We start from the raw sequence: 23,686 nt of genomic DNA on the forward strand, positions 1-23,686 counted from the left end.
TTGATGAATGGAGTAACTCAACACTTGTGTCGGTTCAACATACCCATTTTAAGGCGAAAATAGGTGTTCTACCATTTCCTTGTACAATAGGGGTTGAGTATGTTTTTGGTTGAACAACCGAGCTATGTCGAGACTCTAGTATTGATGACAAGAGAATTCTAGTAAAGTAGCTTTAAAAGGCTTGAAATCAGCGTTCAAAAATATTTCCTAAATAACCGACTTGTAACGTAACTATTAATATTCTAAAAGGGTCGTTTCAACGGTATGGATGGTGGAAGAAAGGTAAAATAAAATGACAGAAATAGAAAAGAAAGTTTATGAAGTATTACTTACCCCTATCATATGTGATAATAATGTTAAAAAAATTTGTATGCAAGATAATATTATATATAGTCCACAGTTATATAATAGTGGTTTAGATGAAGACATGTCAGATTTTAGTGTGGGTTTCTATAAAATAGTATATAAGAATATTTTAAAGGAAAATAATGGAAAAATTCTAAAAGAAAACGGAAAATATATAAATGAGAATTATATGGGAGACACTATGCATTCATTTAATTCTTTGGCGAATGTGATCTTGGGTGATAGATGTAAATACTGTAGAAGTCCAAAAGAAATGTGGCCCGAAGAATTAATTGATTATCATTCAAAATACCATTGTTTAGCTAATTTTTGGATTATACCTATGTGTCATGGAAGAAAAAGTGCAAAGCTTAGCTGGTACGATTCCTTAGACTACTATTTGGAAGAAGTAAAAAATTATTATTTAAGAGAAGTGAAGTTAAGGTTTATAGAATCACAAGAATATTTTAAAAATTTTACGTGGGAATCTTTTTTAGATACTCATGGTCTGTCAGAATATAAAATGATTGATAACCCATTAAAAATATATAAAGAAAAAGACAAGAAAGCTTGTCTTGATGAAATAGAAAGAATATATGAGTTTTGGGAAAATAGGGCTAGCCAAATAGTAAAAAAATATAATAATGAACTATATAACTACTTTAATGGCCTAGGATTAATAAATGAAGGTGAGACTAAGAAATAATAATTATTTGACTAAGTTGCTGTAATAAAAATGGTTATGACTATAATAAAACTGTTGCATTTATATTAGTTTTTGCTATTGTTATCACGAATACTAGCATAGTTTTGCTGAAAATGTTGAAGTATATAACTTATATTTAGAAGGTGCAAGAAAAAATGAAGAGGAAAAACTTTTAAAAGATATTTATAATGGTTTAGGAGCTGAGACTAAAGAAATATTTTTAGAAGGAAAGGTTGAAAAAAATCAAATGGTACCAAAGTTGGGCAATTACCGGATGGCACAAAGATTAATGTGAGATCAAATAGTACAGATGGTAGACCAACTTTAGAAATTCAGTATAAAAGACCAATTAAGATTAGGTATAGATGATATGATTATTAAATATGAAATAGATTTAGAAATAAAGCAAGTTTTTTACATTAAAGATTCAGGTTATAAAGATAATGGATTTGTGATTAATTTAGAAGATGCGGGTAATGAAAATAATATTCAACTAAAATAGGACAAAATTCTATCATACTGTGAGACGGATGAGTCATATAGACCAGATTTTTGGATAGAAGATTTTTCTGATTATAATCCAATATATTATACAAAAGATTCTCAGTTTATTGAGTTTATAAAAAAATTAATGAGGATGATACAGAATTAATACATTTTATAGTAGTGGGGGCTGATTATGTCATAGATGTAATATCATTTGATTTCCCTAAAATCAATATTAATGAATAGGTTGTTATTGTGTATGATTATAATTTACAATCTTTTTTAGGAGATATATATCAATTAACCATGAATTCGAATTTTATTACTTGGACAAAATGTATTCTCTAAGCTATTCAGAAGAAGGATATATCTTTAGCTCATATAATGATTTACTAAATTCAGTAAGAATAGAAAATTTGTCAATTGAAGAAATAATTGATAAGAACCTGTATAATGATTAACGATATACTAAAATATATAGTAAAGTTGATAGAATAATAGTAGCTAAGTGTAGTAGTATTAGAGTAGAAAATAATAATTATTTAAGTCTTGGGGATTTTTCATCCTTAAGACTTTTTTTATGGAGAAGAATATGCCAAGAAAACCATGTCCATATCAAGGATGCCCTGAATTAATAGAAGATGGTAGTTATTGTAAAAAACATAAAAGAGATGTTAATAGATACTATGAAAAATATAAAAGAGATCCTTTGACAAAGAAAAGATATGGGTCTAAGTGGTGAAAGATTAGAAATTGATATATAAACGATAACCCTTTATGTGAACAGTGCTTAAAGGATGGAGGCTTTACTAAAGCACAAGAGGTTCATCATATTTTACCTTTAAGACGTTTATGAAATCGTGATAAGTCAAACTTAATATCACTTTGTAAATCCTGCCATTCAAGAATTAGTATTTTAGTAGGTGCCATTTGGGCAAGCGCACACAAAAACTCGAGTTCAAAGGGGGTATTAATGAAAATCTTTTAAAAGCTGAAATATTTGTTCTAACCTATTGACAATAAAACTTGGCATGATATAATATAAATACCAAGTAAACTTGGCAAAAGAATAAAGGAGAATAAATATGAAGAGAGATGAAGTTTTAGCAAGAAGTCGTGAGGAGTATAAATATCACGATGAGATGATGGTTGATATTTTTAAAAAAGCAGGTGAAGTTTCCAGCCAAATCGGATTAGCTGTTGCTGCCATCCTATTTGGAATTGAAGCTTTTTTCTTCAATTCCTTTAATTATGGAATACTAAGTATTTATTTTAGTATTGAAGCAACGAAAGAACTTGTAAAGTATGCAAAATTAAAAGAAAGAAAGCAATTGTTAATGGGGATACTTATGGCGATTATAGGAATTGCCTTATTTGTAGCTAACCTTATAACATTGAAGTAGTGATGGATTATGGATGATAAACTAGTTCTTAAAAATCATTTAAAAGAAGTCAGAAAAGAAAAAGGCTATTCACAACAACAGTTAGCTGATGAGGTGGGTGTTTCAAGAAATACAATCAGCTCAATTGAAACTGGTCAATTTAACCCCACTGCTAAATTAGCTTTGATACTTTGCATTGCTTTAGAAAAGAAATTTGAGGATCTTTTCTATTTTTAGACAAACATAGTTAAACTAAAATCTCCCTACAGTAAACAATATTGTTTATTGAAGGGAGATTTTATATTTAAGTATTAGGAGGTGATACTATCGCTAAAGACGGAACATACAGAGGTGGAAGAAGAGTAAAAGCAGGAGGGAAACCACAGCCTGCTGCTGAAAAAATAGAGAAAGGTAAAAAAGTAGAAATACTAATGAATGATATTCCAACATTCACTCCAGAAGAAATAGATGCAGTTGACTTACCAGATGGCGCAGTTCTTGATGGAACAGATATGCCTACACCAAGTGACTATCTACCAGCAAAGCAAAAGAATGGAATACCACTTGGTGCTGATGAAATATATAAAGAGACTTGGTCTTGGTTAAAACAGAGAAACTGTGAGGATAACATTGCGTTCTAATTACAAAAACAACCCTCCGCGTCATCATGGCTGGGAGGGGTTCGTGCGTATAGGGTTATCTTTCAACATCGACCTTGAGTCCGGATTTTGATTCAACAGTGCAATTAGTTGACCATATTACGGTTTGTTTAAGACAGCGCTTTACAATTGCTTCATCAAATACGGTAAGATCGGAAGACTGTTCTTTGATTAAATCCTGCAATTCTGTGATATATTGCAGTTGTTAGTAACACTGTTCCGTATCTATTTATATATGCTGGAGTTTTTATCTGAGTGCAAAAATCTGGTTTGCAATATCATCATAGGCTTATTTATTGTGGCTCTTTTAACAAGCTCATGCTGAAATCAAATAAGCTTCTTATAAATATCATCAGTGAATATAGTAGCAGAAATTTTGATGACTAATGAAATGTTTTGCTGTAACTGTTTTTGATATTTTGATTTATCACTAAGAAGTTCACTCAAAGATATAAGTATAATTAATTTCAGGTCAAGCTCATTGATAATTCTAGCATTGTATTTAGGGCTGTAGGATTCTAGACTGCTGATTCAGTTCCAAACGATGTGGTAGCTAGTATTAATATCTGATCTAAACAGTTTAATATCTTGCCAAGTGAATGCTATATTCTTCATTGAATCAGTAATAAAAAAATATTTTGCATTCGTAAATAATTTATAAGCGTTAACTTGTAAAATATTGAAAAACGCGAAAAAGTGTGTTATACTTTAAAAAATCTATTTTAACTCTTTTAAGTATGATTCAATTATGGAAAATCGGATATTTTTAAGTTTGACCGTGCGTAACTGTGGTTTGACCAAAAAGGTTAAAGGGGGTGGATAGTGTATTTTCATTAGATAGCTGGAAAATTAAAGACTTATATGTCACTGTCAGAACGCGGTGGGATTTTTGTTTTGCAGCTTGTTGGAGATACATTACATGACCTGATGACTGACGGAGAAGAAAAAATGTCTGTGAGTGATAAGTTCAATCAAGTAACTAAATTGTTCTTAAATATGCAATACCAAATTTTTAAAGGCAAAAAGTATATTTTAAAGAACAGGGATGGATTGATTTGTAGTAGGTACGATGAGGCTGATTTTGCTGAAGAAATATAGGATATTTATAATTTAGATAAAGATCATTTACAAAGCTTTCTAGCTTGAAGATATATTACAGTTGAAATAGAGATGACCATGCAAGATATTATTAATCAGATTTTTCGTCGCTTATCCAAAGGTATATATGATGTCGATATTCAGATTAATATTTATGAGACGAATCCTAGTCTAAATAACCTTGCTGAAATAGAATATACTTTGAAGATGGAAAACTTATCATTGATTGGGAAACTATTGAGTTTTATATAAATTTAAGGCTATTTAAGGTATGTCTAATACGGGTAAAACTTTGACGCTAAGGTATGTTTATTATTTATTTAGCTTTGATAAGAATAAGTTTTTATTTTTGACAAGTTATCGTAAAGAGGATCGAATTAAAGAGGATACATTGAAGAATGGATTATATTAATAATTTGTCATTCATAAAGGTTCAGAGCAGAGTGATTACATATTATAGTGATTAAAAGTATAGGCACGTTTAAGTATTTAATTCAATTTGGAGGAAATACCTCCCGAAGGAGATGGAATGAAACTATCATATAAAAAATTATGGGTAAAACTTGTAGAAGAAGACATGAAGAAAACTGAGTTGGCAAAGAATGCAGGTATTAGTTCGGCTTCGTTGGCAAAACTAGGTAAAGGAGCTAATATAACAACGGATTTGCTCCTTAAAATATGCGAGTATTTAAAATGTGATATAGGAGATATTGTCGAAGTTGTTCCAGATGATACAACAGATGAATCAAAAGAGTCCAAATAAATGGATGTCTGAACGACTATAACAGAATGCGTGGCTGTGTAGACAGTCGAAAATATAAATTAGCATGATTATTCATACTATTTAAAGAGGATGAAATCTATGGAAGTAAAAGTATTTGATAACATTACGGAAATAGTACGTTGCACGAAATGAACAGAAGCAGGCGATTCAAAAGAAGATAGCAACACTTCAAAATAAAATTCGTAAAGAAAAACAGCTTAATAAACAGATGCAAATTAACACTGAGCTAAAGAAGCTCTAGAAAGAATTGGAGGTTCTCTAAAATGGATAAAATGAGAATGGAATCAGTCGATTTGACTGCTCAAAATATTGATAAGATAGGTGCTCTTTTCCCTAACTGCATTACTGAGACAGCAGATGAGAATGGAAATCCTAAGAAAGCTATTAATTTTGAGCTTTTAAAGCAGATGCTTTCAGGAGATATAATTGAAGGAGATGAAGCTTATGAGTTTACATGGGTTGGGAAAAAGGCATCTATAGTTGAAGCGAACAAATCTATTCGCAAAACGCTTCGTCCTTGTCCTGAAGAGAGTGTGGATTGGGATAATACAGAAAATCTTTATTTAGAAGGTAAGAATATTGAAGTATTAAAGCTTCTTCAGGAAAGTTATCTAAATAGTATTAAAATGATTTATATTGATCCACCTTATAACACTGGAAACAATATTATATATCCGAACGACTATAGTATTTCTATAGATGAATATAATAATGAAACTGGTATATTTGATGAAAATGGCAATGTATTAATGAAAAATACTGATACCAATGGCAGATTCCATTCGGACTGGTGCTCTATGATGTATTCTGTGCTATTAATATCTAGAAACCTATTAACAAATGATGGTTATATTGCGTTGGCGATTGATGATAATGAATTATTTACATTGAAGATGATGTGTGATGAGGTATTTGGAGAACATAATTTTATTGGCACATTAGTTACAAGATGTAATCCACAAGGAAGAAACAAAAATAATCTTGATCCAGTGCACGAATACCATTTGCTTTATGCTAAGGATTTATTTTCTATGCCACCACTAAAGATTAAAAAATTAGAAGATGATATGGATTTTAGATATTTAATGAGAAGTGGTACAAATTCAAGAAAGTTTGAAAGACCTTTTAGATTTTATCCTATGTTGGTGAAAAATGGTAAAGTTTCAGTTATTGATAAAGAGGAATATGAAGAGATTTACTCTAAAAGAAGGGAATTTAATGAGGCATATATTTCTCAGTTGAAATACAAATATGAAGAATTAGGATATACATTTGTGTTACCTATATCTAAAAATGGAGAAGAAAAAGTATGGCAGAGAACATACGACAGAGTTTCAGCTGAGTGTAATTCATATATATACGAAAAAGGACAAATTAAAATTCCATCAGATAAAACTAGAACTCCAATAAGTTTATGGACAGAAGATATATATAGCAATGTTTCTAACGGAACGAATAAACTTAAGGAGTTATTCGGAGATAAAGCTCCATTTGATTTTTCAAAAAGTGTTTATACAGTTAAGGACTTAATCTCACTTAATACTAATGAAAATGATATTGTGCTTGATTTTTTTAGTGGGTCAGCAACAACTGCTCATGCAACAATGTTGCTGAACTCTGAAGATGGAAATAATCGAAAATTTATTATGATTCAAATTCCTGAACCAATTGCAGTAAATACTGATTCTTATAAAATGGGATATCAAGTAATATGTGATGTTGGTAAAGAAAGAATCCGAAGAGCAGGAAAAAAAATAAAAGAAGAAAATCCAATAACAACAGTCAGCCTTGATACGGGCTTTAGAGTATTGAAAATTGATGATTCAAATATGAATGATGTTTACTACAGACCATCAGAATACAGCCAAGAAATACTCTCAATGCTTGAATCTAATGTTAAATCTGACCGTAATGACCTTGATTTATTGTTTGGATGTCTTCTTGAGTGGGGACTTCCTTTATCGCTTCCTTACAGCTCTGAGCATATTGATGGATGTACAGTTCATAACTATAACGAAGGTGACCTTATTGCTTGTTTTGATAAAAATGTTCCGGATAGTGTGATTAAGGAAATTGCAAGGAGACAGCCTCTTCGTGCAGTATTCCGTGACAGCAGTTTTGAAAACAGTCCTTCAAAGATTAATGTTGGAGAAATCTTTAAATTGATGGCACCTGACACAAGAGTAAAGGTTATTTAAGGAGATTCAGCTATGAAACTACAATTTAGGCGTCAGAAATTCCAAGCAGATGCTGCAAAAGCTGTAGTTGATGTATTTGCTGGTCAGCCTTATTTGACTCCTTCTTATATGATGGATAGAGGTTTAGGACATATCCAGCAATCATTAACAGATGAAGATGATTTCACTGGTTGGAGCAATCAAAAGATTGTACCAGAATTAAATGATAGATTGATTCTGGAACATATAAATACAATTCAGAGAGCAAATCAGATTAAGCCTTCAGAGAAACTAGAAGGTAGATATAATCTGACAATTGAAATGGAAACTGGTGTTGGGAAAACATACACATACATAAAGACTATGTATGAGCTTAATCGTGCTTATGGCTGGAGTAAGTTTATAGTTGTTGTACCAAGCATCGCTATCCGTGAAGGTGTATATAAGTCATTTCAAGTGACACAAAATCATTTTGCTGAAGAGTATGGAAAAAAGATTCGTTTCTTTATATATAACTCTGCACAACTTACCGAAATAGACCGCTTTGCATCAGATAGTTCTATTAACGTAATGATTATCAACTCACAGGCATTCAATGCAAGGGGAAAAGATGCAAGAAGAATTTATATGAAATTGGATGAGTTTCGTTCTCGTCGTCCAATTGATATTATTGCAAAAACAAATCCTATCATAATCATTGATGAGCCGCAATCTGTAGAGGGTAAGAAAACAAAAGAAAATTTAAAACAGTTTAATCCTTTAATGACTCTTCGTTATTCTGCAACTCACAAGTCAGATAGTATTTATAATATGATTTACCGTTTGGATGCTATGGAAGCCTACAACAAGCGTCTTGTTAAAAAAATTGCTGTTAAGGGGATTACAGAATCTGGTAGTAATGCAACTGAAAGTTATATTTACTTGGAAAGTATAAATCTTTCAAAGGCTGCACCTACAGCGACAATACAGTTTGATTTTAAAGGTGCAACTAGCATTAGAAAGATTACTCGTATTGTTTCGGAGGGTTATAACCTTTATGATAATTCTGGTCAGATGGAAGAGTACAAGCATGGATTTGTTGTTTCAAGAATTGATGGGCGTGATGATTCTGTAGAATTTATTAATGGTATTAAACTTTATTCAGGTGACGTTATTGGTAAGGTATCAGAAGACCAGCTTCGTCGCATTCAAATTAGAGAAACAATCCTTTCTCATATTCAAAGGGAAAGAGAATTGTTCTATAAAGGCATTAAAGTGCTTTCACTGTTCTTTATTGATGAGGTTGCTAAGTATAAGCAGTATGATTCAACTGGTCAGCCGATAAATGGTATTTATGCAGAGATGTTCGAAGAAGAATACAAGGATGTTATCAGTAATCTTCAAATTGGCATGGGAGAAGACGACTACATGAAGTATCTTTCTGCTATCTCTGAAGATAAGACACATGCTGGATATTTCTCTATCGATAAAAAAGGAAAGATGATTGATAGTAAGGCAAATGAAAAGCGAGAAAACTCTAAGGAAAAAATGTCGAATGACGTTGATGCTTACGATCTTATTATGAAAAACAAAGAGCTTCTTCTTGATAGAAATCCGAAGAAATCTCCGGTGCGTTTTATATTCTCACATTCTGCACTTAGAGAAGGATGGGATAATCCTAATGTATTCCAGATTTGTACTTTGAAGCAAAGCAGAAGTGATGTTCGCAAACGTCAGGAAGTAGGACGTGGTCTCCGTCTTTGTGTTAATCAAGATGGTGAACGTATGGATACAAATGTGCTCGGCAATGATGTACATAGCGTAAATGTGCTTACTGTAATTGCCAGTGAAAGCTATGATAGCTTTGCTAAAGGTCTTCAGAATGAAATCGCAGAAGCAATTTCTGACAGACCAAAGGCAGTAACTACAGATTTGTTCATTGGTAAGGTAATCAAGGACGACAAGGGTAATGAACGGGTTATTGATGTTGATATAGGTAGAGCAATCCATTTTGATCTTATTGTTAATGGCTACATTGATAGGAAGGGTGTTCTTACTGATAAATATTATGAGGATAAGGCTAATGGTGAATTGAAGGTTGCTGAAGAAGTAGCTGATTCTGCAGGATCTGTTATTGAAATTATTGATTCCATTTATGACAGCAGAGCTATAAAGCCTGAAAATGCTCGTAGTAATAATATTGAACTTGAGGTTGATGAAAGTAAACTTGCTATGCCTGAGTTCAAGGCTTTGTGGGCAAAGATTAATTCTAAGTCGGTATATGTTGTTGATTTTGATACAGATGAATTGGTCAGAAAATCTATTGATTCATTAGATAGAAAACTTCGCGTTTCAAAGATTTATTTCAAGGTTGAAATCGGAGCTATGGAACAGATTAAATCAAAAGAAGACCTTGTGAGTGGTGAATCTTTTGTTAAGGAAAAATCTGCAAGCTACGGTAATGTTGTTGCTGCAAATTCTAATGTTAAATATGACTTGATTGGAAAGCTTGTAGATGAGACTGGACTTACAAGAAAAGCTGTAATCCAGATTCTTCAGGGTATTAAGCCAGAAACCTTTAATCAGTTTAAGAACAATCCAGAAGAATTCATCATTAAGGCAGCAGCACTTATTAATGATGAAAAAGCAACTGTTATAATTGAACATATTACTTACGATGTTATGGATGATAAATATGGAACTGACGTATTTACTGATCCTACAATCAAAGGGCGCTTAGGTGTAAATGCAATGAAAGCAAAAAAGCATTTGTATGACCATATCGTTTATGATTCATCAAACGAGCAGGTGTTTGCTACTGAATTGGATACAAACACAAATGTAGCAGTATATGTTAAATTGCCAGACGGATTTTATATTTCAACTCCAGTTGGACATTATAATCCTGACTGGGCAATTGCATTTTATGAAGGAACCGTTAAGCACATTTATTTTGTTGCAGAGACAAAAGGTTCTATGGATTCAATGCAGCTTCGTTTAATTGAAGAATCAAAGATTCACTGTGCAAGAGAACACTTTAAGGCAATCAGCAATGGTGAGGTTATTTACGATGTTGTTGATAGCTATAAGACACTCCTTGATATGGTGACGAAGTGAGGAAGACTATTTATTTCAACAACAATAGAAGTTAACAAACAAAGTATGGAGGCATTACTTGGTAGTGGAAGAGTAAAACCCTTTGTTATTCCAGAATATCAACGACCTTATGCTTGGACTAAAGAACAGGCAGAAATGCTGTTTGAAGATTTATGAAGATTCACGGTTACTAGTGGAGGAATTGAACGTGAAGGTTCGTATTTCTTGGTAATATCGTTGCGTATGAAAATAAAGATGGTGAGCAAGAAATAATTGATGGTTAGCTGCTTATTACGTCTTTATTCCTGTTGTTAAGAGATATTAACACAAAATTAGTTGTTAGTCCTGTAGCGGAACATAATTAATCAGCAAGTATTGAGCTACGTCTAGACAGTAGCATTGGCTACTGGGATTTATATATTATTGTAATTGATTATGCTAATTGTTTGTATCATCTTAATGTTATAATAATAGCTTCGTATAAAGCTATTATTAAAAAATATAATTGTATTAGGAGACGTATATATGGGACAAATTATTGAGTTTCCAAATGATAAAAAATCAAAGGATAAAATCCAAAAGCTTAAAAAAACCTTGGAAAATCTTGTTTTTGAAAGGGACAATCTTAAATATATAATTTGTGAAAATATAAAAACTGAATATATGCTTATTTTTGGAAGTCTTGAGTACAAAATCTATAAAGCTTATTGTAATTATCTTCGTTTGAAAAGAAAAAAAGATATGATTCAAGCGAAAAAGAATCGTCAAGAAAAAATAAATATGGAAGTTATCGATAAAAAGTTAGACTTAGAATTTACAGAATATAAGAAAAAATTAAATGAAAAAATTGAAGAAATTAATACTGCATTAAGGCGTTCAAAATCTGAAATATTATCTGATGATGATGAAAAACGCCTAAAAAAATTATATAAATTTATTGTAAAAAAATTACACCCAGACATAAATCTATCGATAACAAATTCTGAGAAAGAGTTATTTTATAATGCTACTGAATTTTATAAAAATGGGGATCTCAAATCTTTACAAATTATTTTTGATATAGTTTGCAGTGAAGATATGAAAGATGATATAGGTTTGGCTGGTAAATCTTTGGAAGAAGAGGTAATAAGACTAACTGATTTAGTAAATCTAATTAAAAATGACATTGAGTTAACTAAATCTATGCCTCCTTATACTTGGAGAATTTACGTGGAAGATGAGAAGAAAAAGTCAGAGAGGTTAAGTCAGTTAGAAAAAGATTTAAAAAGTTTTGATGATGCAGTACGAACGCAAGAAGAATATATAAATAATTTAATTAGGGATGAGATATGAATAATTTAGAAAAAAAAGATCAGAGAGGAATAATTGAGTATCTTTTGAATAAGGAAGTAGGAATTGATTTACCAAAACCTTTTGAGCGTGATATTTATCTTTTTGATACTTATGTTGCTGGGACAACACATATTGAAGGAATTGAAAATATTTCATCTTATATAAAAGACGGAGACAAATTAGTTTTTTATCGTGAGCCAGAAAATGAACATGATCCTCAAGCTATTAGAGTAGAAACATTGAAAAAAGATAAAATCGGCTATGTCCCTCGTCAAGATAATATTATTTTCTCTAGACTTATGGATGCTGGAAAAATTCTTTTTGCTAAAGTTATTGATAAAGAAATACGAGGTAAATGGATTAAGATAAAAATCAAAATTTATCTTCATGAAAGTTAGGCTAATAAAGTATGTACTATAAAAATAAATGGATTTGGAATAATATATGTATAAGTGATATCAATGATATGAATTTTGAAATTTGCTCAGGAGAACACTGTTTTATTATTGGACATCATATAAAAGAAAAATATATATTAAAAGAGGCTATCAATAGACTTGTAACAGCAGGCTTTGATTATTTTAATATTTTTGGAGAACAAGCTGATTTATGGTCAGAAGTTATAATTACGAAAGAAAACCAAAAAAGACAAATACAAGTAGAGGTAAGTAAAATTGATAGGATGAGTATGTCTTATAACCTTGCTATGTTGGCGACTTTGAAACCGGAATCTACGAATTTTGTTATTTCTGATGATGAATATTTTACAGAGTATCTTATAGAAGATCTACATTATATATTCAGTGGAAAGTCTAAATTTACACCATTTGATTGGAAAAAATTTAAAGGTGGATATGAATTTATTTATCATAAAAAAGATGCTATTGTTAGTATATCAGATGATATAGCAATTGGATTTCTCAAAAAAGAAAAAATATTTAATAGCATAGATAAAGCGTTTAGATATAAACTTTTTGATGGTAAAAGTTTTAATGAGATTTGGGATGAGATTTCAAAAACATTATATTAAAAAATAATACAAATTAATGGGATTTTATTACTATTTTCTAAAAATAAATCATAAACTATTTAAAACTAGAATATCTGATATTTAAAACTTAGCTTTATCATCTGAGCATGCTAAATAAGAAAATTATGAAAGGTAATTTATATTTTAATTATAAACAAGAAAAAAACTATTTATCAATTTCTACTTATAATTTGATTTTTAATCAAATTATAAGTAGAAATTGAATAAAGAAATTATTTAAATATCTATAGAAAAAGATTTACATTTACTGACAAAATTAATCAGCAATATTTCCTTTAAGCTCGGGAGTATAGTCTCTATCATCTTTATTTTCTATAAATTTTTGGTAAGAATCTTCATCAATGATACATTCTATATTTCCAATCCATTTTATTATATTATTATTTGTAAATTTTCTTTTGAACCTATATAGACCATCGTTTATGTCTAATGATTTAACACCACCTAAATCATAATATCTTATATTATTTTCACAACAATATCTTATTTCTTCAGCATCTAAAAAATAAGATTGACCTAAATCAATATTAAGATTATCTGCGCCATATAGAGCTATCGCATAATCTTTGAATGTTATCAAAAAAGAACAAGACAAAAATTCGTTTTTGTATTTAACAAAAGTCATTCTTGCGTTATCTTTAAAGTTGTCATAAAGACGATAGTAATAATCTATAGGTCTATATGTTATACCTTTTCTTTCGCACATATCAGCAGTTATTTCGTGAAAAGTTTTAATGTCATCTCTATTTCCAACATATAGTTCTAAATCTTGTTTATATGATTTCCTTACTTGTTTTCTTCCGTTTTTAGAAAAAGATTGGATGACATCTTCGAATTTTCTTCCATTAATATCTAACATCATTGAAAAAGGGAATTGAACATAAGAATACATTTTGTGACAAAATTCTATGCCATGTTTTTTATATTCATTTACAAGTTTTTCATCATATTCATAATTGGGATCAAATTTAACAAGAAATCCATTATTTTTCTTTGCAAAATTCTTGATTTCATTAATTAATTCTATATTTGTTTCTATATCATAAAGATCTGATACTGGTCCACGAGGGCAATAGAATAAATTTTTTTTTGCTTCTGAATTGTATATAGATAAAACTTGTGCGACAGCAATTACTTCATTATTTTTTTCTATATAAAAATAGTCACTATTCCATCCGTTTTTTATTAAGGCCCAAATTTTATCTTGGTAAAAACTTGAAGATGGGTGATTATAAAAAAAATCCCAATATTTTTTTACTTTTTCTTTATCATTTATATTAAGGCGCATATATCCTCCGTATATTAACTCATTATATATAATAATAGCAGACATAATGTTGTTTTGCAATTGTAATTTATATTAATAATAAAAATTAACACATAATTAATATAATAATTATCTTATATTTATATCTATAAATAATTTACTATATTAAGATTTATATGTAAAACTTACGTAATGAAATAATACTTGACAATATATATATATATATAATTTTAATTGAAATATTATAATCTAATAAAGGTAATGAAAATGTTGAGAGATTTAGAAAAAAGCGAATTTACATATAATCCTCACAGAGGAATAAATATAGATATAAATGGATTAGAGGATAAAAAAATTTATCAGTTAATAGATTTGAAAGAATCGCTTAATACTAACCGATTTTCTACAGATTTTTTTAAATATTTAGCTCTTTTGGATCAGAGTATTATTTTTAATACAATTGAGTATGTTAAGAATAATAATTTTGAAAAAATTATTTCAATGCCAATTGGTTTAAAAGATAAGCAAGTTAAAAGTTATATTGAATTAATCTCGACTATAGCAAATCTTAAACAACAAAATAAGGATTTAATATATTTATTATCTACTATAAGAATAAATAAAAATTCTGATTATAAAAAAGCTTGTGTTTTTGGTTCTTCATTCACTTATACTGATGATAAACTTTTAAAGACAACTTTCTACTTTAAACTTAGGAAATCTTCATTAATGGATGATAACTATGTATATGATAATCAGTATTTTTTAGATAAACTTTATAGTTTTAATATTCAAAATTTAAATTGTATTTTAGATGATTTAAAAGAAGGTTTAGTTAATAACTATGTACCCGTGTTTTATGCTTAAAGAGTTTTATGGATTTTATAATGATAATAGAGAAATGACGACACATAGTGAGAGTCACAGCTGTTATTATCAGAGATCAAGCATTGCTTACATACAAAGTAGAAAATCAAAATATCTAGTTGGTGGAGCATTAAATGTTGAGTAATCAAGCAAATGTGAAATAATTTGTGAAGTGAAAAATAATTAGGGTGGAATTTATATTAAAAGATTTGATGTTTGTTGTCTAGAATCGACTTTACTATAAAGGGGAGCTACATTATATGATAGAATTTCATTATAGTATAGACGTGTTTGAAAAATTCCTAATTATATTTTAGATGGTATACCATATGAGTATAAATGGATTTAGATTTATAAAATAAGTCAATTTGATATAATATCTAAATTTTTAAAGAATAAATTAGCAAAACGGCACGTATGTATTAAGTATATCGATATTGGATAATAAAAGCAATCCTAGAAAATCTACAATCTGTGGATAAAATCGTGGAAATTTATGTAAAAAATAAAAACATCGATTTAGTATAAAAAAATAATTTGTAGATAAAATCTCAGATTTGTCATTTATAATAAGCCATAAATAATACTTCTCCTAAGTAAATCAATACGACACAATCAGAGCTGGAGTCGCAAAAGATACAGTAAAATATGTCATCGAAAACAAAAAACTAGACAACTTTGAAAGCGTTCATTCTATTATAGAAGAATCAAAAAACATCATAGGAAACTAACAAAAGAATACTTAGGATTCATACTATTTTGTACACAACGAAAAGGAATGATTCTAAAGTCGTCTATGGAATAATAAAATCAATCACACAAAAATTCGTCTAAATATCCTGTGACATATCAACACTAGCATGATATTTGAAGATACAAACTAAAAACGATATCGAGATTGGATATATTAAATTGATAAATATGTTTGTTAAGATAACGAATACAGAATCAATAGATTTGCTCGAAAGAATTTAATAAATAATTTATAAGACTTTTAAGGTTTTAAAAGGAACTTTAGAAGTCTTTTTATGTGAAAATTATTTTTTTTTCGATAATTAATTTAAATTTATAACATAAGGGATATTATTCTGATAAGTTGTATAAGCTATTGCTATTTGTAATAATGCTTTGATAAAATGATATAATAAAAAATTAAAAGATTTTATGTATTATATCTAAGTGATTTATCAAATGTGTTTTAAAAATGATTTTTTATTTGAAGGAGTAAAATAAATGGTTAAGATTTATATTCCAAAATATGAAGACTTATGGTTTAGAGAAAAGCTACTATCTGATCCAGACACTATGTCTTATAATAATGCATGGGGAGGAACCATTGATTTTCCAGAATCCAAGTGGCAAATATGGTATCATTATTGGGTAGAAAATTCAGAGGGCAAAAGGCTTTATAGATATTTAATTGATGAAAATAATAATTTTGTTGGGGAGATAGCTTATCATTTAGATGAAATAGAGAATAGATATTTGGTAAATGTAATTATCTATTCAAAATATCGTGGAAATGGTTATGGACGTGAAGGTTTGAAACTGTTATGCTGTTTAGCAAAAAATAATGGTTTAAGAATTTTATATGATAGTGTAGCTTTGGATAATAGTGCTATAAATCTTTTTTTAGATTGTGGATTTACTGAAGATTACAGAACTAAAGATATGGTTATGCTTAAAAAAGATTTAGAGTAAATATATAGGGAGATCTTGGGATTTATGTACAATTTTAATAAAATGTTACACATTCTTAACTCTCAAGTCACGTATAAGATATGCATTAATAAGATAGTAGATTATAAAAGTAATGTAAAATGCTAAAGATTGTTCAAACAATGGTTTCTAGTATAAAATTTAAACTGATGATATAATATAAAAAAGAGAAATATAATTATAGCTTATATGGGATATTTAAACTTAATTTCTAAAAAGACAAATTAATACGTATTAGGAAAACCTTTCTTATAAATATTATAAAGAAAATGATGAAAATTTTTTTAGATATTCATTAAATGAAGATTTACAAAACAAAGGTAATCAAGATAGGTATATGATAGATTTTCTTGAAAATAGAATAAAATATTTATTCTGTCATAGTATTTTTAAGTACAAAAAGGAGTTTTTATGAAAAGAAAAATACTAATAGTGCTAACTATATTATTAATTTTTTCTGCGTGTAATAAAAAAGACACAAAGGAAAATACAAAAGTTGATAATTCGAAAGTAGAAAGCAGCCAAAAATCAGAAGAAACAAAGAAAGTAAAAAATATAAAAAAGGATGAGTATAAGAAAATATATGATGAGCTTGAGGGCAAAGAATTTTTCTATGCCTATCAAAGTCAAGCAGAAGTCATATATTTTTATAAAGAGGGGTATTTTGATGGAGCCTTTAGAAGTGGAGATTATAACCAAGGTAAAGTTTCACTTTATAATGGGAAATTTGACATAAAAGAAAAACTTGATGAAACATCATATCTTATAAGTTTAAGGAGGATAGATTATGAACTTCCTCTAGGAGAAAGTGAGATGAGAAATATTGAGGGTATGGACTTTACCCTAGAATATATAGAATCTAAAATGTATGGAAAAGATGACAAGGATAATTTATATATTCTTTATCTACCGCATAGAAAGCTTAATGATATAAAAGATCATGAAAGATATATTGCAAAAATTGATGATGAACATATAAAAGATGGAGAACTTAAAGTTTTTGCCATAGGAAAAAAAGATGCTAGCGAAGAAAATTTTATGGTTGAATATGTAAGATAGGAGCGTATTATGAAAAAGAAAAAACTTATAATATTATTTATTTTAGGCCTTATATTTTTCCCTATAAAATCTTATGGGTTTGAAGACCTAATTTCTATAAAAGAAATAAGAGGCGAAAAAAATTATTTTTATGATAGAGTTTTTAAATCAAGGTCTTCTATTGTTGGCGATTTTTCTAGTAGGAATAATAATACTACAGAAACTTATAGCAAAAATTTGGAAAATCAAGATATTCTTGAAGATTTAATAGGCAAAGAACTTATTTTACAAGAAGAAGGGGGTAATTGGTTTACAAAAATACACTTTAGAGAAGAAGCGGGAACCTTTGATTTATCTTATAAATACGAAGATGAAAGCACTATTTATTTGACAAATGGTTTGGGTAAATTTGAAATTAATCAAAAAATAGATGATTTAACCTATAGTTTAAGACTTGTAGAATATACAAGTTTTGGCAATGAGCCATTTAGTTATGGAGATGAAAAAAAATATAAACTTGTTGAAGTTCCTTATGGTTTTCAAACAAATGATCAAAGTGAAAATGAAATTTGTAGAGATTACACTCTCTACCTTCCTTTTAAGAAAAGAAATCAAATGGAAAATGCTGTAAATGAATGGATAGGATTTCCAAGCAGGACAAAATATATTGATGAAGATGAATCCAGAGTATATATTCTTGTAAATGATAATTTGAAAGTTCCTTTCATAGAAAAGGTAGAATAAAAATTAATTCATTTTTAATATAATAGTTATATTTATTTTATTTATGTAAACGATTGACAAAAATAAAATTTGTATTATAATAAAAGTGTAAATAAAATAACACAATTCTTCAGGGCGGGGTGTGATTCCCCACCGGCGGTAAAGTCCGCGAGCTTTTTGCTGAATAGGTGAAATTCCTATACCGACAGTATAGTCTGGATGAGAGAAGATTTTTTTGATTTTTCTTTTTGAAATAATTATAGTCCCTGAAATGGGACTTTTTCTTTTGCCTAGAATTGTGGAGGAGGCAAGATGAATGATAAAGATTATATGAGAAAATGTTTTGAGCTTGCAAAAAAGGCAAGGGGAAAAACTTTAACAAATCCTCTTGTTGGTGCTGTGCTTGTAAAGAATAATGAAATTATTTCTACGGGTTTTCATCATGAGTATGGGAAAACTCATGCGGAAGTTGATTGTTTTAATAATTTGAAAAGTGATTGTGATGGAGCGATTTTGTATGTAAATTTGGAACCTTGCTCTCATTGGGGCAAACAAGGTCCTTGTACTTTGGAAATTATTAAAAGAAATATTAAAAAAGTTATAATTTCAAATATTGATACTAATCCAAAGGTTGATGGTCTTAAAGTTTTAAAAGATAACAATATTGAAGTTGTTACGGGTTTGCTTGAAGATGAAGGAAAAAAATTAAATGAAAAATTTTTCTTCAATATAAAATATAACAGACCTCTTATTGCATTAAAATTTGCTCAAACTTTAGATGGGAAAATTTCTTCTAATATTAATGATTCTAAGTGGATTTCTAATGAATCATCAAGAGCTTATGTTCATGAATTAAGAAGTGATTATGATGCAATAATTGTTGGAAAAAATACTTTGATTAAGGATGATCCATCTTTAAATTCAAGGATTGAAAACGGTGTTGATCCTGTAAGAATTATTGTGGACACTAATCTTGAAATTGAAAAAGATTATATGTCCTACAAGATTTTTAATTTAAAAAGTGATAAAAAAACTTATATAGCAACTTGCAAGGCCTCTAATAATCCTGATTTAAATATTATTAAATGTAAAATGAAAAACAACCATGTTGATTTAAATGATTTGGCAACTAAACTTTACCAAATGAAAATCGGTTCGATTTTGGTTGAGGGTGGCTCAAGTCTTAATTATGGATTTTTAGAAGAAGGCTTGGTTGATAAAATTTATGAATTTATTTCGCCTAAAATAATTAGTGGTTTTGATTCTAAATCTTCTTTTTATGGAAGGGGAGTAGATGAAATTAAGGAAGCTTATGAGTTTGAGCTTGAAGATGTGAAAAGATTTGATAATGATATTATGATTGAGGCTAAAAATGTTCACTGGAATATCTGAGGAAATGGGCAAGGTAATTTCTTTTAAAAAAATTAATGACCATGTTCAAATTGAAGTTCAGGCAAATATTGTTTTGGAAGATACAAAACTTGGAGATTCTATTATGACTGATGGGGTTTGCCTTACGGTGACAGAAATTACTGATAAAACTTACAAGGCGGATCTTATGAATGAAAGTTTAAAAATTACTAAATTTGATAGGTCAATTGTAAATAAAAATGTAAATCTTGAAAGAGCTTTGAGGCTTTCTGATAGGCTTGATGGCCATATTGTTCAAGGTCATGTCGATGGAGTTGGTAAAATAAAAAACATAAATAAAAATGTTTATACAATTTCAGCAAGTCCAGAAATTTGCTCTTTGATTGTGAAAAAAGGCTCAGTTGCTCTTGATGGAATTTCTCTTACTGTTTCTGATGATAAAATTACAAGTTTTGAGGTATCACTTATTCCGGAAACAATAGAAAGAACAAATTTTAAATACAAAAAAATTGGCGATGAAATAAATATTGAAACTGATATTATAAATAGATTTATCCAAAAATCTATGGCAAATAAAAAAGAAGAAAGGTTGGATAAAAACTTTTTATTGGAAAATGGTTTTTAAAAAATATGGAAGAGATAATAAAAGCATTACAAAATAACGAAATAATTATAGTAACTGATGATGAAAATAGGGAAAATGAAGCCGATATGATCTGTGCTGGAGAAAAAGTTACAGGCGAGATGATTAATATTATGGCAAAATATGCAAGAGGTTTGATTTGCACACCGATTGGTAAAAATATTGCTAGACAATTTGACCTAGAAATGATGGTTAAAAATAATACTGACAATCACGAAACAGCCTTTACAGTTTCAATTGACCATGTTGATACAGAAACAGGAATTTCAGCATTTGAAAGAGCACAAACTATAAGGGCACTTGCTGATAGTAATACAAAAGCAAGTGATTTTAGAAGACCTGGCCATGTTTTTCCGCTTATTGCAAAAGATAAGGGAGTTTTGGTAAGAGAAGGCCACACAGAAGCTACAATTGATTTGATGAAAATTGCAAATTTAAAAGAAATTGGTTTATGCTGTGAAATTATGGCAGATGATGGTCACATGCTAAGAGGAAAAGCAGTAGTTGAGCTTGCAGAAAAACTTGGAATGAAAATGACAAGTGTTGCTGAGATAAAAAAATATATAAAAGAAAACAAGTTGGATTTTTCAAAAAATGAAGAAAATTTTTTGGAAAAAACAAATATTATCAATCTCCCAACAGATCATGGAAAATTTAAAGCCATAAGTTTTTATGACAAAGTTGAAAAAAAAGAACACTTAGCTTTAATCAAAGGCAAGATTGATGGAGAAAATATTTTAACTAGAATTCACTCTGAATGTTTGACTGGGGATGTGTTTTCATCAAACAGGTGTGATTGTGGAAATCAACTTCATAAGGCAATGGAGATGATTGATGAAAAGGGAGAAGGAATTATTTTATATTTAAGACAGGAAGGAAGAGGAATTGGATTATTTAATAAAATAAAAGCCTATCATCTTCAAGAAGAAGGTTATGATACGGTAGATGCAAATATAAAACTTGGTTTTGCACCAGACTTGAGAAATTATAAAATAGCTTGTCTTATGTTGAAAGAATTGGGAGTAAAATCAATTGACTTACTCACAAATAATCCTGATAAAATCGAACAAGTGGAAAAATACGATATTAAAGTTAATAAAAGAGTTCCAATAGAAATTCATTCAAATCATATAGATAGAATTTATTTAAAAACAAAAGCTGACAGAATGGGTCACGATTTAAGAGAATTTAAGGAGAATTAAATGAAAGAATATAGTGCAAATTTAGTTTCAAATGGAAAAAAATATGCAATTGTTGTTGCAAGATTTAATCATTTTATAACAGATAGACTTGTAGAAGGTTGTCTTGATACATTAAAAAGACATGAAGTAAAAGATGAAGAAATTGAGCTTGTAAGAGTTCCAGGAGCTTTTGAAATCCCTCTTGCAGCAAAAAAATTAGCTCACAAAGATTATGATGCTGTAATTTGTTTGGGAGCAGTTATAAGAGGAGATACTTCTCATTATGATTATGTTTGCTCAGAAGTTTCAAAAGGAATTGCAAACGTATCACTTGAAAGCGGAAAGCCAATTATTTTTGGAGTCGTTACAACTGATACAATCGAACAAGCTGTTCAAAGAGCAGGAACAAAAGCTGGAAATAAAGGAAGTGATGCAGCAATATCTGCAATTGAAATGGCAAATCTAATGGATCTTATATGAAAATAATTTTTGACTTTGATGGAACTATCCATAAAAGTGACGAAATTTATGAAAAAGCATTTTATGATACTTTAAAAAAATATAAAATAAAAAAACCAAATCTTGATCCAAAATCATATCTTGGATATCCACCAAGAAAAATTTGGGATGATTTTCTAGACGATTCCTATGATAAAGAAAAATTAATAGAATCAACAGGGGATTTGATGATGGAAAATATGAAAGATTTTGGTAGTTTATATGAAAAAACAGAAAAAGTATTAAATTTCCTAAAAGAAAAACACGAACTTATAATATTATCTTCTTGTACAAAAAAATATATAGAAAATGCAAGAAAAATCTATGATCTTGATTTATATTTTAGTAAATATTTAGTAGGAGAAGATTACAATTACAAATCAAAAGCAGAAATAATAAGAATAAATAAAATTAATAATTTTATAATGGTAGGAGATAGGTTATCCGATATAAAAGCTGGATTTCTAAATAATAATATATCCATTTTTGCAAAATACGGCTACGGTAAAGAAAGTGAGGGAGACCTATCAGATTATAAAATTGAAAAAATCAGTGATTTATTAAAAATAAAGGGATTGTTGTAAATAGATTACAAATCTTAAATTATTTAGAAAAACTCAAAGGAAATTTTTCTAGATTAGCTGGGAAAATTTCCTAAAAGAGTTTTCTAAAATAAAAAGATTATCTATTTTTACAACAATCCATTTTTAGTAGGTTAATATAATTTTAAAGAATTGTTAATTTACACAAAGTTGGCTTATGTTTTTGTAACGGTTAAATAAGATTTTATAAGATTTTTTAATTTTATTGTAGTTATTAAAGATTTTTATTTTTTTATCTTCATTGGCATAGACTTTCCAATATCCATTTATTAGAAATTTATTTCCCTTATTCTCAATAAATCCCATAACATCTTCAAAAGGATATCCTAAAAAAATACCAATTTCATGTGGGAAATTTTCTTTTTTAAATCTGAATTTTAAATGGTTTATGCATTGATTTAAGTCATTGGTATTATAACCCAATTTACTTAGGAGAGTTTTTGTTTTTGTTTCATTTAATACGTATTTTAGCTTGTGAGGTCTGTATGCATAAATTTGGGCGGAAGATTTATTGTTATTAAGTATTTCCACGTACATATTTTTTTCATTAAGTATTTCATTCCACTCAAAAACCATCTTTTCTATATCAATATTTTCAGAATTTTTAAAAGTAAATAAATTAGCAAGTTTTTGATTCGCTAAAGTTTGTGATGCGTAATCAATTAACAATTCTTCGTTCATA

Annotated in this window: 24 protein-coding genes, 1 pseudogene and 1 riboswitch; of the genes and pseudogenes, 23 read left to right on the plus strand and 2 right to left on the minus strand. The window is 29.0% G+C overall.

From position 1 onward, the window contains the following. Window positions 1–292 precede the first annotated feature (292 nt). The 14 genes and pseudogenes from HMPREF3045_RS00115 to HMPREF3045_RS00170 all read left to right on the plus strand — a co-directional run bounded on the left by HMPREF3045_RS00115 (window position 293) and on the right by HMPREF3045_RS00170 (window position 13,074). Entirely contained in the window at window positions 293–1,051 is a 759-nt protein-coding gene (locus tag HMPREF3045_RS00115) for a hypothetical protein (RefSeq protein WP_070736662.1), read from the plus strand. A 370-nt stretch (window positions 1,052–1,421) separates the two neighbouring features. Then, entirely contained in the window at window positions 1,422–1,553 is a 132-nt protein-coding gene (locus HMPREF3045_RS09395) for a hypothetical protein (RefSeq protein WP_257244366.1), read from the plus strand. A gap of 576 nt (window positions 1,554–2,129) precedes the next feature. After that, entirely contained in the window at window positions 2,130–2,279 is a 150-nt protein-coding gene (locus tag HMPREF3045_RS09480; RefSeq protein WP_180362990.1) for a hypothetical protein, read from the plus strand. Between the two features lie 343 nt (window positions 2,280–2,622). Beyond that, window positions 2,623–2,940 (plus strand): DUF6442 family protein, encoded by a 318-nt coding sequence (locus HMPREF3045_RS00125; protein WP_070736663.1) that lies wholly within the window; start codon window positions 2,623–2,625, stop codon window positions 2,938–2,940. Window positions 2,941–2,949: 9 nt separating this feature from the next. Further along, a complete protein-coding gene (locus tag HMPREF3045_RS00130) occupies window positions 2,950–3,156 on the plus strand; it encodes a helix-turn-helix transcriptional regulator (RefSeq protein WP_004816384.1) in 207 nt (68 codons plus the stop codon). 89 nt (window positions 3,157–3,245) lie between these two features. Further along, a pseudogene (locus HMPREF3045_RS00135) lies at window positions 3,246–3,545 on the plus strand (terminase); the annotation flags it as partial. Between the two features lie 894 nt (window positions 3,546–4,439). Beyond that, window positions 4,440–4,676 carry a hypothetical protein gene (locus HMPREF3045_RS00140; protein ID WP_070736664.1) on the plus strand — a complete coding sequence of 79 codons (237 nt, stop codon included), beginning with the start codon at window positions 4,440–4,442 and terminating at the stop codon, window positions 4,674–4,676. A gap of 529 nt (window positions 4,677–5,205) precedes the next feature. Continuing rightward, a complete protein-coding gene (locus tag HMPREF3045_RS00145) occupies window positions 5,206–5,439 on the plus strand; it encodes a helix-turn-helix domain-containing protein (protein ID WP_070736665.1) in 234 nt (77 codons plus the stop codon). Window positions 5,440–5,723: 284 nt separating this feature from the next. After that, window positions 5,724–7,658: a site-specific DNA-methyltransferase gene (locus tag HMPREF3045_RS00150; protein WP_070736666.1), complete on the plus strand. Its 1,935-nt coding sequence runs from the start codon at window positions 5,724–5,726 to the stop codon at window positions 7,656–7,658. Between the two features lie 12 nt (window positions 7,659–7,670). Beyond that, window positions 7,671–10,733, plus strand: coding sequence for a type III restriction-modification system endonuclease (locus HMPREF3045_RS00155; RefSeq protein WP_070736667.1), 3,063 nt, complete (start codon window positions 7,671–7,673; stop codon window positions 10,731–10,733). Between the two features lie 45 nt (window positions 10,734–10,778). Beyond that, entirely contained in the window at window positions 10,779–10,889 is a 111-nt protein-coding gene (locus HMPREF3045_RS09505) for a GmrSD restriction endonuclease domain-containing protein (RefSeq protein WP_373880580.1), read from the plus strand. 348 nt (window positions 10,890–11,237) lie between these two features. After that, a complete protein-coding gene (locus HMPREF3045_RS00160; RefSeq protein ID WP_070736668.1) occupies window positions 11,238–12,044 on the plus strand; it encodes a molecular chaperone DnaJ in 807 nt (268 codons plus the stop codon). Then, window positions 12,041–12,442 carry an HIRAN domain-containing protein gene (locus HMPREF3045_RS00165; protein WP_070736669.1) on the plus strand — a complete coding sequence of 134 codons (402 nt, stop codon included), beginning with the start codon at window positions 12,041–12,043 and terminating at the stop codon, window positions 12,440–12,442. The genes HMPREF3045_RS00160 and HMPREF3045_RS00165 overlap by 4 nt, the downstream gene beginning before the upstream one ends. Before the next feature lie 11 nt (window positions 12,443–12,453). Then, window positions 12,454–13,074 (plus strand): hypothetical protein, encoded by a 621-nt coding sequence (locus HMPREF3045_RS00170; RefSeq protein ID WP_070605274.1) that lies wholly within the window; start codon window positions 12,454–12,456, stop codon window positions 13,072–13,074. A 277-nt stretch (window positions 13,075–13,351) separates the two neighbouring features. Here the strand turns inward: HMPREF3045_RS00170 and HMPREF3045_RS00175 are convergent, their stop codons facing one another. Next, window positions 13,352–14,383, minus strand: a complete 1,032-nt coding sequence (locus HMPREF3045_RS00175; protein ID WP_070736670.1) for a lipid II:glycine glycyltransferase FemX — start codon at window positions 14,381–14,383, stop codon at window positions 13,352–13,354. Between the two features lie 246 nt (window positions 14,384–14,629). Between HMPREF3045_RS00175 and HMPREF3045_RS00180 the strand changes: the two genes are divergently transcribed. The 9 genes from HMPREF3045_RS00180 to HMPREF3045_RS00220 all read left to right on the plus strand — a co-directional run bounded on the left by HMPREF3045_RS00180 (window position 14,630) and on the right by HMPREF3045_RS00220 (window position 22,986). Continuing rightward, complete coding sequence (locus HMPREF3045_RS00180) at window positions 14,630–15,229, plus strand: hypothetical protein (protein WP_070736671.1); 600 nt, start codon at window positions 14,630–14,632, stop codon at window positions 15,227–15,229. Between the two features lie 1,233 nt (window positions 15,230–16,462). After that, a complete protein-coding gene (locus HMPREF3045_RS00185) occupies window positions 16,463–16,930 on the plus strand; it encodes a GNAT family N-acetyltransferase (RefSeq protein ID WP_070736672.1) in 468 nt (155 codons plus the stop codon). A 429-nt stretch (window positions 16,931–17,359) separates the two neighbouring features. Then, window positions 17,360–18,007: a hypothetical protein gene (locus tag HMPREF3045_RS00190; RefSeq protein ID WP_070736673.1), complete on the plus strand. Its 648-nt coding sequence runs from the start codon at window positions 17,360–17,362 to the stop codon at window positions 18,005–18,007. 9 nt (window positions 18,008–18,016) lie between these two features. Then, complete coding sequence (locus HMPREF3045_RS00195) at window positions 18,017–18,730, plus strand: hypothetical protein (RefSeq protein ID WP_070736674.1); 714 nt, start codon at window positions 18,017–18,019, stop codon at window positions 18,728–18,730. Between the two features lie 101 nt (window positions 18,731–18,831). Next, a riboswitch (FMN riboswitch) is annotated at window positions 18,832–18,944 on the plus strand. A gap of 77 nt (window positions 18,945–19,021) precedes the next feature. Beyond that, a complete protein-coding gene (gene ribD, locus HMPREF3045_RS00200) occupies window positions 19,022–20,101 on the plus strand; it encodes a bifunctional diaminohydroxyphosphoribosylaminopyrimidine deaminase/5-amino-6-(5-phosphoribosylamino)uracil reductase RibD (protein ID WP_070736675.1) in 1,080 nt (359 codons plus the stop codon). Continuing rightward, window positions 20,082–20,705: a riboflavin synthase gene (locus tag HMPREF3045_RS00205; RefSeq protein WP_070605290.1), complete on the plus strand. Its 624-nt coding sequence runs from the start codon at window positions 20,082–20,084 to the stop codon at window positions 20,703–20,705. Before ribD ends, HMPREF3045_RS00205 begins: the two co-directional genes overlap by 20 nt. A 5-nt stretch (window positions 20,706–20,710) precedes the next feature. Beyond that, window positions 20,711–21,925 (plus strand): bifunctional 3,4-dihydroxy-2-butanone-4-phosphate synthase/GTP cyclohydrolase II, encoded by a 1,215-nt coding sequence (locus HMPREF3045_RS00210; protein WP_070736676.1) that lies wholly within the window; start codon window positions 20,711–20,713, stop codon window positions 21,923–21,925. Continuing rightward, window positions 21,926–22,384 (plus strand): 6,7-dimethyl-8-ribityllumazine synthase, encoded by a 459-nt coding sequence (gene ribE, locus HMPREF3045_RS00215; protein ID WP_004838691.1) that lies wholly within the window; start codon window positions 21,926–21,928, stop codon window positions 22,382–22,384. After that, the gene (locus HMPREF3045_RS00220; RefSeq protein WP_070736677.1) at window positions 22,381–22,986 is read left to right on the plus strand and encodes an HAD family hydrolase; all 606 of its coding nucleotides are present in this window, start codon (window positions 22,381–22,383) and stop codon (window positions 22,984–22,986) included. Before ribE ends, HMPREF3045_RS00220 begins: the two co-directional genes overlap by 4 nt. Before the next feature lie 153 nt (window positions 22,987–23,139). On the opposite strand, the gene HMPREF3045_RS00225 is transcribed toward HMPREF3045_RS00220, so the two are convergent. Further along, window positions 23,140–23,685 (minus strand): DUF3793 family protein, encoded by a 546-nt coding sequence (locus HMPREF3045_RS00225; protein ID WP_004838694.1) that lies wholly within the window; start codon window positions 23,683–23,685, stop codon window positions 23,140–23,142. Between the last annotated feature and the right edge of the window lies 1 nt (window position 23,686).

Source organism: Anaerococcus sp. HMSC075B03, assembly GCF_001815585.1.
Lineage (GTDB): Bacteria > Bacillota > Clostridia > Tissierellales > Peptoniphilaceae > Anaerococcus > Anaerococcus vaginalis.

Excerpts from the sequence above, each read along its gene's own strand:
- HMPREF3045_RS00225 (WP_004838694.1), bottom strand. The coding sequence starts at position 23,685 with ATGAACGAAGAATTGTTAATTGATTACGCATCACAAACTTTAGCGAAT.
- HMPREF3045_RS00125 (WP_070736663.1), top strand. The coding sequence starts at position 2,623 with ATGAAGAGAGATGAAGTTTTAGCAAGAAGTCGTGAGGAGTATAAATAT.
- ribE (WP_004838691.1), top strand. The coding sequence starts at position 21,926 with ATGAAAGAATATAGTGCAAATTTAGTTTCAAATGGAAAAAAATATGCA.
- HMPREF3045_RS09505 (WP_373880580.1), top strand. The coding sequence starts at position 10,779 with ATGGAGGCATTACTTGGTAGTGGAAGAGTAAAACCCTTTGTTATTCCA.
- HMPREF3045_RS00220 (WP_070736677.1), top strand. The coding sequence starts at position 22,381 with ATGAAAATAATTTTTGACTTTGATGGAACTATCCATAAAAGTGACGAA.
- HMPREF3045_RS00175 (WP_070736670.1), bottom strand. The coding sequence starts at position 14,383 with ATGCGCCTTAATATAAATGATAAAGAAAAAGTAAAAAAATATTGGGAT.
- HMPREF3045_RS00185 (WP_070736672.1), top strand. The coding sequence starts at position 16,463 with ATGGTTAAGATTTATATTCCAAAATATGAAGACTTATGGTTTAGAGAA.
- HMPREF3045_RS00145 (WP_070736665.1), top strand. The coding sequence starts at position 5,206 with ATGAAACTATCATATAAAAAATTATGGGTAAAACTTGTAGAAGAAGAC.
- HMPREF3045_RS09395 (WP_257244366.1), top strand. The coding sequence starts at position 1,422 with ATGATTATTAAATATGAAATAGATTTAGAAATAAAGCAAGTTTTTTAC.
- HMPREF3045_RS00195 (WP_070736674.1), top strand. The coding sequence starts at position 18,017 with ATGAAAAAGAAAAAACTTATAATATTATTTATTTTAGGCCTTATATTT.
- HMPREF3045_RS00115 (WP_070736662.1), top strand. The coding sequence starts at position 293 with ATGACAGAAATAGAAAAGAAAGTTTATGAAGTATTACTTACCCCTATC.
- HMPREF3045_RS00140 (WP_070736664.1), top strand. The coding sequence starts at position 4,440 with ATGTCACTGTCAGAACGCGGTGGGATTTTTGTTTTGCAGCTTGTTGGA.
- HMPREF3045_RS09480 (WP_180362990.1), top strand. The coding sequence starts at position 2,130 with ATGCCAAGAAAACCATGTCCATATCAAGGATGCCCTGAATTAATAGAA.
- HMPREF3045_RS00180 (WP_070736671.1), top strand. The coding sequence starts at position 14,630 with ATGTTGAGAGATTTAGAAAAAAGCGAATTTACATATAATCCTCACAGA.
- HMPREF3045_RS00160 (WP_070736668.1), top strand. The coding sequence starts at position 11,238 with ATGGGACAAATTATTGAGTTTCCAAATGATAAAAAATCAAAGGATAAA.
- HMPREF3045_RS00165 (WP_070736669.1), top strand. The coding sequence starts at position 12,041 with ATGAATAATTTAGAAAAAAAAGATCAGAGAGGAATAATTGAGTATCTT.
- HMPREF3045_RS00155 (WP_070736667.1), top strand. The coding sequence starts at position 7,671 with ATGAAACTACAATTTAGGCGTCAGAAATTCCAAGCAGATGCTGCAAAA.
- HMPREF3045_RS00210 (WP_070736676.1), top strand. The coding sequence starts at position 20,711 with ATGGAAGAGATAATAAAAGCATTACAAAATAACGAAATAATTATAGTA.
- HMPREF3045_RS00205 (WP_070605290.1), top strand. The coding sequence starts at position 20,082 with ATGTTCACTGGAATATCTGAGGAAATGGGCAAGGTAATTTCTTTTAAA.
- HMPREF3045_RS00190 (WP_070736673.1), top strand. The coding sequence starts at position 17,360 with ATGAAAAGAAAAATACTAATAGTGCTAACTATATTATTAATTTTTTCT.
- HMPREF3045_RS00130 (WP_004816384.1), top strand. The coding sequence starts at position 2,950 with ATGGATGATAAACTAGTTCTTAAAAATCATTTAAAAGAAGTCAGAAAA.
- HMPREF3045_RS00150 (WP_070736666.1), top strand. The coding sequence starts at position 5,724 with ATGGATAAAATGAGAATGGAATCAGTCGATTTGACTGCTCAAAATATT.
- HMPREF3045_RS00170 (WP_070605274.1), top strand. The coding sequence starts at position 12,454 with ATGTACTATAAAAATAAATGGATTTGGAATAATATATGTATAAGTGAT.
- ribD (WP_070736675.1), top strand. The coding sequence starts at position 19,022 with ATGAATGATAAAGATTATATGAGAAAATGTTTTGAGCTTGCAAAAAAG.